The 2,273-nt window shown below is 72.0% G+C and carries 1 protein-coding gene; it reads right to left on the bottom strand.

The window, feature by feature from the left end:
* A partial coding sequence (locus tag STBA_RS31235; protein WP_143659645.1) for a beta-ketoacyl synthase N-terminal-like domain-containing protein occupies positions 1–2,273 on the bottom strand: 2,273 nt, incomplete at both ends.

The following is a 2,273-nucleotide window of genomic DNA, read 5'->3' as shown; positions in this document are numbered from 1 at the left end:
CCGCATCCAACGCGCCCTCATCCGCACCCGAAAGCACAAGAGGCACGACCGGCAGGCTGACCGGCTGCCGTTCGCTGTCGTTCCATACCGGCGGGCCCTGTTCGATGACGACGTGCGCGTTGGTGCCGCTCATCCCGAACGAGGAGATGCCGGCGCGGCGGAGCCGGCCGGTCTCCGGCCACTCCAGTTCGTCGTGGAGCAGCCGCACGTACCCTGCCGACCAGTCCACATGCGGCGACGGCTCGTCCACATGCAGCGTTCTGGGGAGGATGCCGTGCTGCATGGCCTGCACCATCTTGATGACGCCGCCGACCCCGGAGGCGGCCTGGGCATGCCCGATGTTCGACTTCAACGAGCCGAGCCACAGCGGTTGTTCGGCCGCCCGCTCCTGCCCGTACGTCGCCAGCAGCGCCTCGGCCTCGATCGGATCGCCCAGCGTCGTCCCGGTGCCGTGCGCCTCCACCACATCCACCTCGGCCGCCGAAACACCCGCATTCGCCAACGCCGCCCGGATCACCCGCTGCTGCGCCGGACCGTTCGGCGCCGTCAGCCCATTCGACGCACCGTCCTGATTCACGGCCGAACCCCGCACCACCGCCAGCACCCGATGACCGTTCCGCCGCGCATCCGACAACCGCTCCAACAGCAACACCCCCACCCCCTCCGCCCACGCCGTGCCGTCGGCCGCTGCGGCGAACGGCTTGCACCGGCCGTCGGGGGCGAGCCCGCGCTGGCGGCTGAATTCCACGAAGAGGCCAGGGGTCGACATCACGGTGACGCCACCGGCCAGTGCCATCGAGCACTCGCCGTTCCGCAGCGACTGCGCCGCCCAGTGCAGGGCCACCAGCGAGGAGGAACACGCCGTGTCCACCGTCACCGCGGGACCTTCGAGACCGAACGTGTAGGCGATGCGGCCGGTGGCCACGCTGCCCGCGCTGCCGCTGCCGAGGTAGCCCTCCAGCCCTTCCGCCTCGTCGGGTAGTTCCTGCAACCGGGCCGCGTAGTCGTGGTACATGACGCCCGCGAAGACGCCGACGTCCTTGCCGCGCATCCCGAGCGGGTCGAGCCCCGCCCGTTCGAACGCCTCCCACGACGTCTCCAGCAACAACCGCTGCTGCGGGTCCATCGCCAACGCCTCACGCGGCGAAATCCCGAACACGCCGGGGTCGAAGTCCGCGGCGTCGTGCAGGAAACCGCCCTGGGACACGTAGGACCGGCCCGCGCGGTCGGGGTCGGGGTCGAACAGCGAGCCCAGGTCCCAGCCGCGGTCGGCCGGGAAGCCGGATATGGCGTCCCCGCCTTCGGCCACGAGCCGCCACAGGTCCTCGGGGGACTGCACGCCGCCCGGGTACCGGCACGCCATCGCCACAATGGCGATCGGTTCGTCGGCCGCGGCGGCGGAACGGCGGCGCGGCGCTGCGGCCGGGCGGGGGCCGGTGCCCTGCCGGGCACCGGGGAGCCGTTCCGCGATGAACGCGGCAAGCGCCTCCGGGGTGGGGTGGTCGAAGACCAGGGTGGTCGGCAGGCGCAGGCCGGTGGCCGTGTTGAGGCGGTTGCGCAGTTCGACGGCCGTCAGCGAATCGAAGCCCAAATCCTTGAATGCGCGGCTCGCGGCGATCGACTGGGGCGCGGAGTGCTTGAGCACCTGCCCGACGTGGGTGCGCACGAGGTCGAGTACGGCCCGTGCCCGTTCCGCCTCGGGCAGGCCGGCGAGCCGCTGCGCGAGGCCGTCCGCGGGAGCGGCGGCGCTGCGCGGGACGGCGACGCGGACCAGGCCGCGGAGCAGCGGCGGCAGGTCACCAGCGGCGGCACGCTCCTGAAGCCCTGCGCGGGAAAGCGCCACCGGCACCAGGCAGGCGCGGTCGCTGCCGAGTGCGGCACTGAGCAGGGCCAGCCCCTGCTGGGTGGGCAGGGGCTTGATGCCGCCGCGGGCCATGCGGGCGAGGTCGGCCTCGCCAAGACCACCCGTCATCGCACTGCGCTGCTCCCACAAACCCCACGCCAACGACACACCCGGCAACCCCGCCCCACCCCGCACCTGCGCCAAACCATCCAACACCGCATTCGCCGCCGCATACGCCCCCTGCCCACCCGACCCCAACACCCCAGCCGCAGAAGAGAACAACACCAACGGCACCCGCCACCCCAACCCACCCAACACCTCATGTACATGCCACGCACCATCCACCTTCGACCGCAACACACGGTCGAGCCGTTCGGGCGTCAGCGCCTCGATCAGCCCGTCGTCGAGCACGCCGGCCAGGTGAAGTACC

This window comes from Streptomyces sp. MP131-18, assembly GCF_001984575.1.
Taxonomy (GTDB): Bacteria; Actinomycetota; Actinomycetes; order Streptomycetales; family Streptomycetaceae; genus Streptomyces; species Streptomyces johnsoniae.
Note: the sequence above shows the minus strand (reverse complement) of the source record. Positions and strands in the feature narration are given on the sequence as shown.